This window comes from Luteitalea sp., assembly GCF_022842525.1.
In the GTDB taxonomy this organism is placed as follows: Bacteria; Acidobacteriota; Vicinamibacteria; order Vicinamibacterales; family Vicinamibacteraceae; genus Luteitalea.
Genome location: NZ_JALHPM010000167.1, coordinates 1 through 13,878, shown reverse-complemented (window position 1 = coordinate 13,878; position 13,878 = coordinate 1). Strand labels below are relative to the sequence as shown.

Sequence of the window (13,878 nt, the reverse complement as noted above, 5' to 3'; positions counted from 1 at the left end):
GCCTGACGGGGCCGCCAAGGCCGAGCGCGCGCCGACAGACGATGAGGCTGGGTGGCGCGCCAGGGCCGAGCGGGTGAACACGGCGTTGGCGGCCGCGAAGAACGAGGTGCGGCAGCTCAAGGCGCTGTCCGACCGGCTCTCGCTCGAGGCGCAGGCCAGCGACCCGTCAGCGGCCGCCCGCGCCGAGGCCGAGCGCGTCGAGATGCGCGCGCAGATTGCGAAGGCCGAAGAGAAGGCCGCCGCGGCGACGGCCGATCGCGAGGCGCTCGCGCAGGAGGCCCGCGCCTCCGGTGTCCCGCCCGGGTGGATCCAGTAGACTGGCCGAGTCGGACCACGACAAGGCTGGCGGGTCACCGCAGGCCCGTGAGCCCGGCGACGACCGAGACACCCCGACCGATGGCCGCTTCGCTGCGCGAATCGCCCGACGTGCTCCTCGTCGACGACAACGACGACCTGCGATACGTGCTCGCCACCGTGCTGGCGCGACACGGGTATCGCGTCGTCGAAGCCGCCGATGAACCGGCCGCCGCCGAGGCGTTGCGTCTGCATCGGCCCTCGCTGGTGCTCTCGGACCTGCGACTGCCGACCGGCGACGGGCTCGGTGTGCTCCGGGCGGCGAAGGAACTCGACCCGGCCTTGCCGGTCCTCTTGATGACCGGCTACGGCGCCATCGACGAGGCCGTCGCGGCCATGCGCGAGGGCGCGCTCGACTACCTGACCAAGCCCATCGACCACGAGCACCTCGTGCTGACGGTCAGCCGCGCCATCGAACAACGGCGCCTCGCCACCGAGAACCTGCTGCTCAAGGAAGCCCTCGGCGCGCGGCACGGGGCCCCGACCATCATCGGCGAGCATCCGGTACTGCTCGAGGTACTGCGCGCGCTTCGCCGGGTGGCACCGACCGACACCACCGTCCTGCTCGGGGGCGAGAGCGGCACGGGCAAGGAGTTGTTCGCGCGGGCACTGCACGCGCACAGCGACCGTGCGACCGGGCCCTTCGTCGCCATCAACTGCGCGGCGATTCCCGAGACCCTGCTCGAGACCGAACTCTTCGGCCACGAGAAAGGGGCGTTCACCGGCGCCAACGCCCGCAAACCCGGCAAGTTCGAAGTCGCGCACGGCGGCACCCTGTTCCTCGACGAGATCGGCGAGATGCCGGTGAACCTGCAGGCCAAGGTCTTGCGCGTCCTCGAGGAGCGCAGCTTCGAGCGGGTCGGCAGCAACACCACCTTGCATGTCGACGTCAGGCTCGTGGCCGCCAGCAACCGCGACCTTCGTGCGTCGGTGGCCGCGCGGACCTTCCGGGAGGACCTCTTCTTCCGGCTCTCGGTGTTCCCGATCACGATTCCGCCGCTGCGCGAACGCGGGTCCGACGTCCCCCTGCTCGCGCGCCACTTCATCGAGCGGTTCGCGAGGGAGCAGAACAAGCGCCCGCCACACCTCTCGTCGTCGGCCACGGCCGCCCTCGAGGGGCATGCGTGGCCCGGGAACGTCCGCGAACTCCAGAACTGCATCGAGCGCGCCGTCATCCTGGCCGATGGCGACACGGTGCATGCCCAGCACCTGCATCTCGGGGCCGGCGAGATTTCCCGCGACACGCCCGCACCTCGCGATCCCTGGGAGGAGATCGATCTCTCGGGGACGCTGCCGGAAGCCTCGCGCCGTGTGCTGATGGAAGTCGAGCGGCGCAAGATCCAGGAGGCGCTGGACGAGGCGCGCTGGGATCACGCGAAGGCGTCGGCGGCGCTGCAGATCCCGCCCCGGCTGCTGCTGGCCCGCATCCGCGACTTCAAGCTGGCGCCGCGAGGCGCGCACGCGTAGGCCCGGTCAGGTCAGGCCAGGCCGATCTCGGCCAGGCCCACGCGCACCTGCGGTTCGTCGACATCGGTGGCGATGGTGGTGTCGCCGATGCGGGTCGGCAGCACGAAATGCAGGGTGCCTGCGACGACCTTCTTGTCGCGCCGCGTGGCCGCCAGGATGGCGTCCACATCGAGGCCGCCGATGGCCGGCAGCGGCCCCATGTGGTCCAGCAGACGCACCAGCTCGGCATGCTCGGTCGCCGACCACGTACCGCGGGCCACCGCGATCGCCGACGCCGCCTTCATGCCGTAGGCGACGGCTTCCCCATGACGCAGGAGTCGGTAGTTGGTCACCGCCTCGAGGGCGTGACCGATGGTGTGGCCGAAGTTGAGGATGCGTCGAAGCCCATCCTCGCGCTCGTCCTTGGTCACCACGTCCGCCTTGATGGCGCAGCAGTCGGTGATGACCGGCAGCAGCGCCGACGGTGAGCCATCGAGCAGGGCATCCATCGTCTCGGCGCAGCGGGTGAACAGCGACGGGGAGGCGATGACGCCGTACTTGACCACCTCGTAGAGGCCGGCGCGCAACTCGCGCCGACTGAGCGTGGTGAGGACGGTCGGGTCGACGGCGACGAGCGCCGGCTGGTGGAAGGCGCCCAGCAGGTTCTTGCCGAGGCGATGGTTCACCCCGACCTTGCCCCCGATGGCACTGTCGGTCTGCGCCACCACCGTGGTCGGCACGTGCACGAGCCGGATGCCCCGCAGGTAACTGGCGGCGGCAAAGCCGGCCATGTCGCCAATCACGCCGCCGCCCACCACCACCAGCACGGCCTTGCGATCGATGCCCCGGACGACCAGCGCGTCGTGGATCCGACCCAGCGTCGCCATCGTCTTGGCCTTCTCGCCGTCGGGCACGAGGACCGGGGCGAACTCCTCCCGGTCGGCGACGCCGAGCCCGTGGCGCACGGCGGCGCCGTGCAATCCCCACACCTGCGGGCTCGACACCACCACGAGACGGGAGGCGCCGGGACAGGCCTCGGCCACGATGGCGTCGAGTGACGACAGCAGGCCGGGGGCGATCAGGATGCGCGACACCTGGGCGGACCGGGTGTGGACCTCGAGGACGTGAGGGGACATGATCGGCAAAAGAGCCGGGAAATCCGGCTCCGAGCGGGTGGTAGGATAGCAGGGTCCCGGCGGCGCCGAGGCCGAGCGCCGTGCAACGGGCACGGCCGCCGGTGTCCCCCGAACAGGCCCGCGTCGACGCGACGGGCAGGAGCAGACGCCCTTCTGGTGACCACGCAGCCTGATTTCCTGGTGCTCGGCAGCGGCATTGCTGCGCTCCGCGCGGCGCTGGCGCTCGCGAGCCGGGGATCCGTGTGCGTCCTGACCAAGGGCGAGCCCGATCAGGGCAGCACCGGCTGGGCCCAGGGCGGCATCGCGGTCGCGATGGGCGACGACGACTCGCCTCGCCTGCATCTCGAGGACACGCTGGCGGCGGGCGATGGGTTGTGCGAGCCGGACGCCGTGCGGGCACTGGTCGGCGAGGGGCCGCGCTACGTGTCGGAACTGCTCGCGTGGGGCGCCCGGTTCGACCGCGACGCCCAGGGGCGGCCGGCGCCGACCCGTGAGGCCGCCCACAGCGTGCGCCGTGTGCTGCATGCCGACGACGCGACGGGCCGCGAAATCAGTCGCGTGCTGCACGAGCAGGTGGCGGCACTGCCGGCCATCACCATCATCGACCACGCCATCGTCACCGAGTTGCTGTGCGAGGGCGGCGTGTGCGTCGGCGCGGCGTATCGCGATGCGCAGGACCGTCGGCACGAAGTGCGGGCCCGGGCCACGTTGCTGGCGACCGGTGGCGCGGGGCAGGTGTTCGCGCAGACCACCAATCCGACCGTGACGACCGGCGACGGCATGGCGATGGCGTTCGAGGTCGGCGCCGAGGTGGCCGATCTCGAGTTCGTCCAGTTCCACCCGACGGTACTCGATGTCCCGGGGCGGCCGCGGTTCCTGCTGTCCGAGGCGCTCCGTGGCGAAGGCGCGCGGCTGCTGAACGTGGCGGGTGAGGCCTTCATGGGACGCTACGAGTCGGCCGCGGAGCTGGCGCCTCGCGATCGCGTCGCTCGAGCCATCGTCCGCGAACGGCAGCGGACCGGTGGGCCGATCAGCCTGTCGATGGCGCATCTGCGGGACCTGGATGTCCACGCGAGGTTCCCGCAGATCTCCGAGGCGTGCCGCGAGGCTGGTCTCGACCTGGCGCGTGACCCGGTGCCCGTCAGTCCGGCGGTGCATTACGTGATGGGCGGCGTGGTCACCGACCTCGATGGGCGGACGTCGCTGCCCGGGCTCTACGCGGCAGGCGAGGTGGCGTGTACGGGCGTGCACGGGGCCAACCGTCTGGCGAGCAACTCGCTGCTCGAGGGCCTCGTCTTCGGGGCGCGCGCCGGCGCGGTGATGGGCGAGCCCCCGCGCGTGCGCGATGGCTGGGGCCCGGGCCGTCTCGTGGCGTGTGCGCCGGCGGTCCCCGGTCCGGCGGTGGAGGCCCCGGCGGATCTCGACGTCGCCACCGTCCGCCTGCGCGCCTGGCGCGACCTCGGGCTCGTCCGCACGCCCGAAGGGCTGAAGGCGGCCGATGCCTGGTTCACGCAGGCCCGGGCCGCCTGCGTCGCATCGACGGCCGGCGATCTGGCCTCGGCCCAGCTGCGCAGTCTGGTCACCGTGGCGTATCTCATGAGCCGCGCGGCGTTGCGGCGCGAAGAGAGCCGCGGCGGGCATTACCGGACGGATTTTCCCGAGCGCCACGACGACACGTGGGGCCATCACTGCAGCGACGTGCTGCAGCGCACAGCAGAGTGACAAGACGACGATGAGCGAGCAGCAGCAGGGCAAAGGGCAGCAGCAGGGCAAGGGCCAGCAACAGGGCAAGTCCGGCGGCAAGGGCGATGCGTTCGTCACGGCGATCACGTCACAGGCGGAGGACTACTCCCGGTGGTACCTCGACGTGGTGCTCCGCGCGGAACTGGCCGACTACACGCCGGGGCTCAAGGGCTGCATGACGATCCGGCCGTACGGCTATGCGATCTGGGAGCGCATCCAGTTGCTGCTGGATGCCCGCCTGAAGGCCACCGGACACGTCAACGCGTACTTCCCGCTGTTCATCCCCGAGAGTCTCCTGATGAAGGAGGCCGAGCACGTGGAGGGCTTCGCGCCGGAGGTGGCGTGGGTCACGCACGGCGGCAAGGAGAAGCTCGAGGAGCGGCTCGCCATCCGGCCGACGTCGGAGGTGATCATCGGGACGATGTACGCCAAGTGGCTGCAGTCGTGGCGCGACCTGCCCATCCTGATCAACCAGTGGGCCAATGTCGTCCGCTGGGAGAAGGTGACGCGTCCCTTCCTCCGCACGACCGAGTTCCTCTGGCAGGAAGGTCACACCGTGCACGAGACGGAGGCCGAGGCCGAGGAAGAGACGCGCAAGATCCTCGGTGTCTACAAGGAGTTCGTCGAGACCGAACTCGCGATGCCGGTGATCGACGGGCAGAAGAGCGACGCCGAGAAGTTCGCCGGCGCGGCCAAGACCTACTCCATCGAGGCGCTGATGGGCGACGGGCGGGCGCTGCAGGCCGGCACGTCGCACAACCTCGGGCAGAACTTCGCCAAGGCCTTCGACATCAAGTTCCAGGGCCGCGACAAGGTCGAGCAGCATGCCTGGACGACGTCGTGGGGCGTCTCGACGCGGCTCATCGGCGGCTTGATCATGGTGCACGGTGACGACAGCGGGCTCGTGCTGCCGCCCAACATCGCGCCCTACCAGGTGGTGATCGTGCCCATCCCGCGTGGCGACTGGCGCGAGACGGTGCTTCCGCACGCCCAGGCGATCAAGGCGCAGCTGGTGGCGGCCGGGGTGCGCGTGATGCTCGACGACCGCGATGCCTACACGCCGGGCTGGAAGTTCGCCGACTGGGAGATGCGCGGCGTCCCCGTGCGACTCGAAATCGGGCCGAAGGACATCGAGAAGCAGCAGGTCGTGCTGGCCCGTCGTGACACGCGCGAGAAGGCGTTCGTCGCGATGGACGGGCTGGTCGCCCACGTCCAGGGCTGGCTGGCCGACATCCAGGCGTCGCTGTTCGCGAAGGCGCAGCAGGTGCGCGAGGAGCGCACCCACTACACGGAGAGTTACGAGGAGTTCAAGGCGCTGATGGCGGGCACCCGTCCCGGACTCGTCTATGCCCCGTGGTGCGACGACGCGACTGTCGAGGCGCAGGTCAAGACCGAGACGCAGGCGACGATTCGCAACTATCCGTTCGTGGCGCCGCCCGCCGAGGGCAAGGTCTGCTTCGTCACCGGGCGTCCGGCCACCGTCGTGGCCTGCTTCGCCAAGGCGTACTAGGACTCACCCCCACAGCGCCGCGACCGTCTCCGGCATGCGCGCCGTGATCTTCTTCACGGCGGCATGCCGGCGGGTCAGCTTCTCGCGGTCCACGACCGCGCGGAAGATGCCCGTCAGCTGCCCCTTGAACCACGCATTGTCCGAGGCCTGCCAGGCCTCGGCGACCGCGTCGAGCACCGACGCCTCTCCCACCTGCTGCAGCGCCGAGAGCATGCCCACCGGCGTCTGCTCCCCGAGCACCTCGAGCGACTCCCTCAGATCGTAGATGGCCAGGCGACTGCCCCGCGCCGCCAGCGCGAGGTGCGCTGCGGCCCGGACGACGCGCCAGCCTTCCACGAGGTCGGGCGCGACCGCACGCTCGTGGGCACGCACGCGCTCGATGACCCGATGGAGGATGGTGAGCGGGGCGTCGGGGCCGTGCGTCGCGAGGGCCTGGCGCAGCACCTCCGGGGCCGTCGGCAGTGTCCCGGCGGCGACCGCCTCCAGGCACGCGTCGCCATCAAGGGCTGGCGCCGCGTCCTCGCCGCCGGAGGGCGGCGCAGCCACGGCGTCGCGCAGGGCGGCGGAGGGATCGCGCCGCAGCTGGTCGCGCAGCGGCTCGAGCACGTCCGCGTCGTAGGTCTCGGAGCGCTCGGGCGCGCTGGCGATGGCTTCGAGGGCCCGCACGCGAACGACATCGGCCCGTGACGTGTCCAGCAGCGTGGCCGTGAGGGCGTCGAGTGCGCCGGACGCGACGGCGGTCTCGCGTGCGTCCAGCAGGGCGCCCATGGCGTCCACCGCGGCCCCGGCGACCTCCGGGGCTGCGTGACCCAGCAGCGGGCGGATGGCGCCGAGGGTGCCCGGGTCGCCGATGCGCTCCAGCACGCGCAGCAGGCGCGGCAGATGCGTCGGGTCGGCCGTGGCGAGTTGCTGCACGACGAGGCGCAGCGCCGGCCGCCCGATGATGGCCAACCGCGCGATGGCCGCCTCGACGGCCACGGCGTCGTGGGTGGCCAGCAATTCGTCGAGGAGCGTTCTTGACTGACCGGGGCGGGTAGGCACGAGCGCGCCGATTGTACCGCCTCGCGGGGGAAGCGGGCTGAGGACGCAGGGCGTCAAGCCCAGGCGCCGGGGCGGGGCCCCAACGACAAAGGCCCGACCGGCGGGTGCCGGTCGGGCCTCTGAGGTGTTCGTGCGGGGCGCGGTGTTACTGCGTCACGCGGACCGTGAGGGCGGCGCGGCGGTTGAGGCGGCGCGTTTCCTCGCGGCTGTTGTCGTGCTTCGGCCGCTCTTCGCCGTAGCTCACCGTGCGGATGCGGTCCGCACCGATGCTGCGCGAGCCGAGGTAGTCACGCACCGAGTAGGCGCGACGCTCGCCGAGGGCGAGGTTGTACTCCGCCGTCCCGATGTTGCAGGTGTGGCCTTCGACCTCGAGCTTCAGCTCGGGGTTGTCCTGCAGCGCCTTGATGGCCTCGTCGAGGATGCGGGTGGCTTCGGGACGCAGCGTGTAGCGGTCGAAGTCGAAGTGCACGTCCTCGAACGTGTAGTCCTTGATGGCCGGCTTGACGACCTGGATGGTGACCGTGTCGCTCACCGAGCCGCCCTTGCCGTCGGTGACGGTGACGGTGCACGGGACGGGACCTTCCTGCATCGGGGCCGTCCACAGCGTCTCGCGGTTGCCCGGCTGGGCGACCGTGCCGGCGGGGCAGGACCACTTGTAGGTCAGCGGATCGCCGTCCGGGTCGCTCGCATCGGCCGTGATCGTCGAGCTCTTGCCGACTTCCACGGTGCACGGGTTGCAGCGCGCCTTGACGGTCGGCGGGCGGTTCTCGGCCACCGCCGGCGGCGGCGGGGGCGGCGGGGGCGGCGGCGGGGCCACGTACGCGGTCGCGACGCCGGGGTGATAGCCGATGCGGAACTGGAGGCTCGCGCGGTCCCAGCTCTCGTCTTCCTGCAGCGGGTTGAGGCTGCTGCGCGAGTCGTGCTGCAGCGCATAGGTTGCGCCGGCGCCCACGAAGAAGCCCTTCGGGCTGAAGTACGTCGCGCCGATGGCGGCGTCGAGCGGGCTCCGGAGCGCCCACGTCCCGTTGCTCGTGGAGCCATCGAAGGCCACGAGACCATTCGACGTGATGCTGTCCTCGAAGTAGCGCTCGCCGAACAACTCGGCGGTCAGCTTCAGACCGCTGCGGGTCGGGAAGCCGAGACCGACGCCGTAGCGGAGCCCGTTGCTCTGGTCGGTCCGCTCCGCATCGGCACGGGCGGCAAAGCCGCCGTACGCCGAGATGTCGACCTTTTCGTTGACTTCCTTGCTGACGATGTAGTCGACGAAGAAGTCCGCCTGGCCGGAACTCGTGCCCTTGTCGGCCGAGCCGGTGGGGAGCTTGACCATGGCCTTCAGGGCCATCGCCACCGGCGCGCCCTTGGCCTGCGACAGCAGGTTGACCTTGCCGCCGACGAAGAGGTCACCGAAGGTCGAACCCGACCACGGCTGCCTGACGAGCGGGTAGTTGTTGGTCGGACCACCCGCATCGCTTCCCGGCAGGAAGACCGGGCGGATGTCGCGGTCGATGCGGGTGACCGCAGAGAGGGCCGCGAACAACTCGGCACGACCGCCGACGCCGTACCCGAACGTCAGCGGGAACATGCCGATGTCCGTGAAGCCTTCCTGGCGGTCGAAGTTCGTGTAGTAGGCGCTGGCCGACCAGCGACCCGCCGGCAGGACCTCGCCGAGCGGCACGAACCACAGGCCTGTGTCGCCCTGGAACGTCGGGGCGGCAGACCGGGTTTCGGTCACCACCAGGCTCGCCGCAGGGGCCGGGGCGGGTGTGGTCGCCGCCGGCTGCTGCGCGAACCCTGCAGGCGCAGCCATCGCCAGACCCATCGTGGCGGCGAGACCTACCCTGAAGAGGCGTGTCATGTGAGTGTCCCTCAAATCTGTGAGCTGAAACGAACTCGAGTACAAAAATTGCACTCCGCGCATATTACCGGGGAGGTGCACAGGCGTCAAACTTTTCGCACGCGTTAGACCAAGGGTGTAGCCACCCTCGATCCACCGCATCCGCAAGGACCTGATTGCAAGAGCGTCGCCAGCGATCCGATACCGGTTCCTGACACGTTCCGGAGGTCAGGCCTCGATTTTCGGTGCACGCTTTTGGAACACCCAGGCGACCAGGATGCTGAATGCATACAGCACGAACATCGGCAGCGCGAGCAGGAACTGTGAGACCACGTCGGGGCTGGGCGTCACGATGGCCGCCACGACGAAAATCAGCAGGATGGCGTACTTGGTGTTGCGCACCAGGAACATCGGCGTGACCAGGCCGACGCGCGCCAGGAACATCACCAGCGTCGGCATCTCCGCCACCGCGCCCATGCCCAGCGCCATCCGCACGTAGAGCGAGAACACCGGCTCGATGCGCGGCGCGAACTCCACCGTCTCGGTCGAGAAGCTGGCGAAGAATCGCCACATGGCGGGAAAAATCACGTAATGGGAGAACAGGGCCCCACCGACGAAGAACATCGTCGACATCATCACGAACGGAATCGCGAACCGCTTCTCGTGGGCATACAGCCCCGGTGCGATGAAGGCCCAGATCTGCCAGAGCAGCACCGGCAGTGCGATCATGATGCCCACCAGCGCGGCCATCTTCATCTGGATCATGAAGGCCTCGGTGGGGTCCGTATAGATGAGCTTGCCGCCCGCTGGCAGGATGGCCTGCAGCGGCTTCATGATGAAGTCGAAAATCGGTCCGATGAAGACGACCCCGACGATGAAGCCGACCAGGACCGCGACGAGGCTCTTGATGAGTCGCTGACGCAACTCGTCGAGATGCTCGAGGAAGGACATCTTGCCGCCGACACCTTCGTCGTCGTCGTCCTCATCGAACGGGCGGGGCGGTGGCGGAGCGGCGGGGACAGGCGAGAGCGACATGGAGACCCGGGGCGACGCTTACAGATTGGCGCCGCGCGGCGTGGTCTCGGCCACGCCCGCCTGCACCTCGTCCTGGGCCCGGTCGTAGGGCTCGTCGACCCAGGGCTCCGCCGAGGGCGCCGAGGTGTCGGTGTCCACACCCGAGACCGGGGTCGCTTCGGGCGACGGCGTGGCGACGACGGCGGCCGGCGTCGGCTTGGGCGTGCGCTCCCGCTCCTCTTCGACGCGAATCTCCTCCTCGAGGGAGTTGCGCAGTTCGTTGGACGCCCGCTTGAACTCCGCGAGGGACTTGCCGAGAGACTTGCCGAGTTCGGGCAGCTTGCGCGGGCCGAACACGATGAGGGCGATGACGAAGATGATGACCAACTCCGGCATGCCGAGAGAACCGAACATCGTGGGCTCCTGAATGGGTCTGGAGTGCGACCCTGACCAGCGGGCGGTGCGTGGACCGTCGTTGATTATAGGAACGCCGTCGGCGGGGGGTCAATTACAGAACCCCGCCCGATCCCCGTCCGTCACGGGTGAGTTGGAGGGCGGCAACGTGCGTGCTACGCTGCGAACATGCCGAAAAACCGCGCGCTGCCCGCGGTCCTGTTCGCGGTCGTCGTCTCCGCCCTCGTCGGAGGCGTGCTCGGTCGTCGCGCCCAGGCCACTGCGGATCCGCTCACCGATCGCTATCGCGTCTTCACCGCCGCGCTGGCCGCCGTGGAGCAGGAATATGTCGAGGACGTCGAGTCCGATCGCCTCGTCTACAGCGCCATCTCGGGCATGCTCCAGACGCTCGATCCGCACTCGAGCTTCCTCGACCCGCGCGCCTACGCCCAGATGCGCGAGCGACAGGAAGGCCGCTACTACGGTCTGGGCATCAGCATCTCGCCACTCGACGGCGACATCACCGTGATGTCCCTGTTCGAGGGCTCGCCCGCCTACAAGAAGGGCATCCGGCGCGGCGACGTCATCGCCCGCATCGAAGGCCAGGACACCAAGGGCTGGACCAGCGACCAGGCCGTCAAGCAGCTCCGTGGTCCCAAGGGCACCGAAGTGAAGGTCGGCCTGCGCCGCGAAGGCTACACCGACCTGATCGAACTCTCCGTCGAGCGCGACGAAGTGAACATTCCCACGCTCAAGGGGGTGTTCATGATCGGCACCGACACCGGCTACGTCCGCCTCAACGATTTCTCCGAGACCACCGACCGCGACCTCGGGGCGGCGCTCGACACGCTCACCGCGAAGGGGATGACGCGCCTGCTCCTCGACCTGCGGGACAACCCCGGCGGCCCGCTCGACCAGGCCATCAAGGTGTCGGATCGCTTCCTGCCCAAGGGCGACATGGTCGTCTATACCCGCGGGCGGACCCGCAACTCGGATCAGGACTACCGCGCCGCCGACGCCGGCGACTTCGGCGACATGCCCATCGTCGTGCTGGTGAACCGCAACAGCGCCAGCGCCTCGGAGATCGTGTCGGGGGCGCTGCAGGATCACGACCGGGCGCTGATCGTCGGGGAGAAGACCTTCGGCAAGGCGCTCGTGCAGTCGGTCTATCGCATCAGCGAAGGCGCCGGCCTCGCCCTGACCACCGCGCGCTACTTCACGCCGAGCGGACGCCTGATCCAGCGCCCCTGGGACGGGTCCTTCGACGAGTACCTGACCTACTCGCTGCGCGAGCAGAAGGCCGACGAGCCCCATGACCCGGCCAACCTGAAGCTCACCGACGCCGGCCGCAAGGTCTACGGCGGCGGCGGCGTCCAGCCCGACAAGTACCTGGCCGGTCCCGTCGAAGGCTTCAATCCGAGTCGGTTCGGGCGCGCCCTGTGGGCCCGCCAGATCTTCGCCGATTACGCCTCGCGCTACACGGCGACCGGGGACACCCGCATCAAGACCAGCAGCCAGACGCGCACCGTGACCCGCGGTTTCATGGTCGACGAGGCGATGGTCGCCGATTTCCGTGCGTACCTGGAGTCGCGCAAGGTCCGCGTCGACGAGGCGGCCTTCACCGCCGACAGCCAGTTCATCAGGGCGATGATCCAGTACGACATCGACCTGGCCCTGTTCGGCGTCGAGGAGGCACGGCGCAACCTCATCGCGCGCGACCCGCAGGCCCAGTTCGCCCTGCAGCAGTTCGACGAGGCCGCCCGGCTCCCGCACCTCAAGACCAGCGCGACCGCCTCGCGGCAGGCCCCGTAACCGGCAGGGAGGGACGCCTCGCCGAGGCGTCCGACACGCGGTCGGTTCGGACCGCTCGGCGAGCGGTCCCTCCCGATCTGCCGATCTACACGATCTAGTGGGTGCTGGGGGCGCTTGCCCCAATTAGTAGCCGCCTGCTAGACTCCGGCCTCTGAATTCCCGCGTCCCCGACTCCAGGATCGACGCCGGATGTCCCGTGCCCTGACATGCGCCTCAATCGTCTCGAAATCAACGGCTTCAAGAGCTTCCCCGACCGCGCCGACCTCGCCTTCGACCTGGGGGTGACGGCGATCGTCGGTCCCAACGGCTGCGGCAAGAGCAATGTCGTGGACGCGATCACGTGGGTGCTCGGCGAGCAGAGCGCCAAGAGCCTGCGTGGCGAGCGCATGGAAGACGTGATCTTCGCGGGCAGCGACGCCCGCAAGCCGACGCATACCGCCGAGGTGAAGCTGAAGATGAGCGGCGTCATCTCGCGCGTCGGCCTCGAGGACCACCCGCAGCGCAAGACGGTGGCCCAGGAGCTCGAGGAGTCGGTCGAGACGCTCACCGAGGACGTGGTCCTGGCCCGTGACGTCGAGGTGTCCCGACGGCTGTACCGGTCCGGCGAGAGCGAGTATCTGATCGACGGACACGTGGTGCGCCTGCGCGACGTGCAGGACCTGCTGATGGATGCCGGCCTCGGCGTGAAGGGGTACGCCGTCATCGAGCAGGGCAAGATCGGCCAGATTCTCGCCGCCAAGCCGACCGAGCGCCGCCAGCTGATCGAGGAAGCCGCGGGCGTCACCAAGTACAAGTCGCGCCGCCGGCAGGCCGAGCTCAAGCTCGAGGCCGCCCAGCAGAACCTGACGCGCGTCGATGACATCGTCTTCGAACTGGAGAAGCAGCGCGGTTCACTGAAGCGGCAGGCCGCCAAGGCGCGTCGCTACCGCACGCTCCGAGAAGAACTGCGGCAGTGGGAGAAGCTGCTGTTCGGGCAGAAGTATCAGGCGCTGCAGGCGTCGATGGCCTCGGCCGTCGAGCGCCTCGACCAGGCGCGCGCCAACGAGGCTGGACTGTCGGGGCGCGTGGCCGAAGTCGAGGCCGCGCTCGAGCGGCTGCGCATCGAGCTCACCGAAGCCGATGCCGCGGCCAACGCCGCGCGGCAGGCCGCGCACGCCAAGGAACTCGAGAGCGGGCGTCGTCAGCAGCAGCTCGAGTTCGACCTCCAGCAGGTGCAGGCCATCGGTCTCGCGCTGGTGGGCATGCAGGACGAGATTGCGCGCCTGCAGGAGCGGATCGGGCCGGCGCAGGAGGAACTCGAGAGCCGGCGCGCCAGCAGTCGACAGGCCGATACGGAACGCGACGAGGCCGCGGTGCGCGTCAAGGAGGAGGACGTCGCCGTGCAGCGGGCGGCCGCCGAGATCGCGGCCCTCGAGCAGGCGGTGGAGAAGGCGCGCGGCGAGCTGTACGCGGGCATGACGCAGGTGAACACGCTGCGCAACGCCATCGAGCGGGCCATCGAGGCGCGGGATCGCATCGCGCAGGAACTCGGTCGCCTCGAAGTGGAGAGCGACGACCTGCGGGTCGAGCAGGAAGCGGCCCTCACCGAACGCGAG

The 13,878-nt window shown here is 69.6% G+C and carries 10 protein-coding genes and 1 pseudogene; 6 read left to right on the top strand and 5 right to left on the bottom strand.

All coding sequences use genetic code 11. The features are described 5' to 3' along the window. Positions 1 to 316, top strand: a pseudogene (locus Q0C41_RS24370) (cell envelope biogenesis protein TolA); the annotation flags it as partial. A gap of 80 nt (positions 317 to 396) precedes the next feature. Further along, on the top strand, positions 397 to 1,821 hold the full coding sequence (locus Q0C41_RS24365; RefSeq protein ID WP_291988289.1) for a sigma-54 dependent transcriptional regulator: 1,425 nt from the start codon (positions 397 to 399) through the stop codon (positions 1,819 to 1,821). An 11-nt stretch (positions 1,822 to 1,832) separates the two neighbouring features. On the opposite strand, the gene aroB is transcribed toward Q0C41_RS24365, so the two are convergent. Continuing rightward, entirely contained in the window at positions 1,833 to 2,936 is a 1,104-nt protein-coding gene (gene aroB / locus Q0C41_RS24360; RefSeq protein WP_291988288.1) for a 3-dehydroquinate synthase, read from the bottom strand. 156 nt (positions 2,937 to 3,092) lie between these two features. Here aroB and nadB point away from each other — a divergent pair, with 156 nt between their 5' ends. Beyond that, positions 3,093 to 4,658: an L-aspartate oxidase gene (gene nadB / locus Q0C41_RS24355; RefSeq protein ID WP_291988286.1), complete on the top strand. Its 1,566-nt coding sequence runs from the start codon at positions 3,093 to 3,095 to the stop codon at positions 4,656 to 4,658. Between the two features lie 10 nt (positions 4,659 to 4,668). Further along, positions 4,669 to 6,189: a proline--tRNA ligase gene (proS, locus tag Q0C41_RS24350; RefSeq protein ID WP_291988284.1), complete on the top strand. Its 1,521-nt coding sequence runs from the start codon at positions 4,669 to 4,671 to the stop codon at positions 6,187 to 6,189. A gap of 3 nt (positions 6,190 to 6,192) precedes the next feature. Here proS and Q0C41_RS24345 read toward each other — a convergent pair whose 3' ends face one another. The 4 genes from Q0C41_RS24345 to Q0C41_RS24330 form a co-directional block, all read right to left on the bottom strand. After that, positions 6,193 to 7,230, bottom strand: a complete 1,038-nt coding sequence (locus tag Q0C41_RS24345) for a HEAT repeat domain-containing protein (RefSeq protein ID WP_291988282.1) — start codon at positions 7,228 to 7,230, stop codon at positions 6,193 to 6,195. A gap of 145 nt (positions 7,231 to 7,375) precedes the next feature. Continuing rightward, a complete protein-coding gene (locus tag Q0C41_RS24340) occupies positions 7,376 to 9,085 on the bottom strand; it encodes an OmpA family protein (RefSeq protein WP_291988280.1) in 1,710 nt (569 codons plus the stop codon). Positions 9,086 to 9,292: 207 nt separating this feature from the next. Beyond that, positions 9,293 to 10,099 (bottom strand): twin-arginine translocase subunit TatC, encoded by an 807-nt coding sequence (gene tatC / locus Q0C41_RS24335; RefSeq protein WP_291988278.1) that lies wholly within the window; start codon positions 10,097 to 10,099, stop codon positions 9,293 to 9,295. Between the two features lie 18 nt (positions 10,100 to 10,117). Continuing rightward, positions 10,118 to 10,492 (bottom strand): twin-arginine translocase TatA/TatE family subunit, encoded by a 375-nt coding sequence (locus tag Q0C41_RS24330; RefSeq protein ID WP_291988277.1) that lies wholly within the window; start codon positions 10,490 to 10,492, stop codon positions 10,118 to 10,120. A gap of 168 nt (positions 10,493 to 10,660) precedes the next feature. Here Q0C41_RS24330 and Q0C41_RS24325 point away from each other — a divergent pair, with 168 nt between their 5' ends. Continuing rightward, positions 10,661 to 12,283 carry a S41 family peptidase gene (locus tag Q0C41_RS24325; protein ID WP_291988275.1) on the top strand — a complete coding sequence of 541 codons (1,623 nt, stop codon included), beginning with the start codon at positions 10,661 to 10,663 and terminating at the stop codon, positions 12,281 to 12,283. A gap of 206 nt (positions 12,284 to 12,489) precedes the next feature. Further along, the coding region (locus tag Q0C41_RS24320) for an AAA family ATPase (RefSeq protein ID WP_291988273.1) at positions 12,490 to 13,878 on the top strand (1,389 nt) is incomplete at its 3' end.